The following is a 728-nucleotide window of genomic DNA, read 5'->3' as shown; positions in this document are numbered from 1 at the left end:
GGACGGCGATCTATCCGGCGTCCGGCGCCGTCGATAGACTCGGCCGCGACCGCATCGTCCGCGAGGAGAAGAGGCATCCCATGTCCGAGGCCCTGATCGGCAAGAACCTGATGGAGCCGCCGGCCACGCGCCTGCCGGAGGAGCCGGAGGTGCTGGCCCGGCTCGAGGCAGGTGACCTGCCCGAGGACATCGTGCCGGTGGCGCCCGAGTCCTCCCTGGTGTGGGCGCTCATGGCGGAGGACGCGTGGGCCGAGGGCCGGACCGTGGACTCCTATGCGTACGCCCGCGTCGGCTACCACCGGGGTCTGGACGCGCTGCGCCGGGCGGGGTGGCGCGGCGCCGGCCCGGTGCCGTACGCCCACGAGCCCAACCACGGCTTCCTGCGCGCCCTGTACGCGCTGGGCCGCGCGGCCGCCGGGATCGGGGAGTCCGAGGAGGTCGAGCGCATCCGCACCTTCCTGCGGGACTCGGACCCCACGGCCGCAGAGCAGATCGAGGCCGGCCAGGGCCGCGCCCAGGGCTGAGCGGAGCCGTGGCCAAGCTCTACTTCCGCTACGGGGCCATGAACTCCGGCAAGTCCACGGGCCTGCTGCAGGCCGCCTTCAACTACGAGGAGCGCGGCCAGCGGGTGCTGCTGGCCAAGCCGGAGGTGGACGTGAAGGGGGAGGGCGACGTCGTCTCCCGCCTCGGTGTGACCCGCGCCGTGGACTTCCTCGTCCCGGCGGGCG

The 728-nt window shown here is 73.9% G+C and carries 1 protein-coding gene and 1 pseudogene; both read left to right on the top strand.

The genetic code is table 11. The annotated features are described in order from the left end of the window. The first annotated feature begins 80 nt into the window (after positions 1–80). A complete protein-coding gene (locus tag ACFWJO_RS38115; protein WP_386872742.1) occupies positions 81–524 on the top strand; it encodes a DUF3151 domain-containing protein in 444 nt (147 codons plus the stop codon). Between the two features lie 8 nt (positions 525–532). Further along, positions 533–728, top strand: a pseudogene (locus tag ACFWJO_RS38110) (hypothetical protein); the annotation flags it as partial.

Origin of the sequence: Streptomyces sp. NPDC127092, from assembly GCF_042722475.1 — a bacterium.
In the GTDB taxonomy this organism is placed as follows: Bacteria; Actinomycetota; Actinomycetes; order Streptomycetales; family Streptomycetaceae; genus Streptomyces.
Note: the sequence above shows the minus strand (reverse complement) of the source record. Positions and strands in the feature narration are given on the sequence as shown.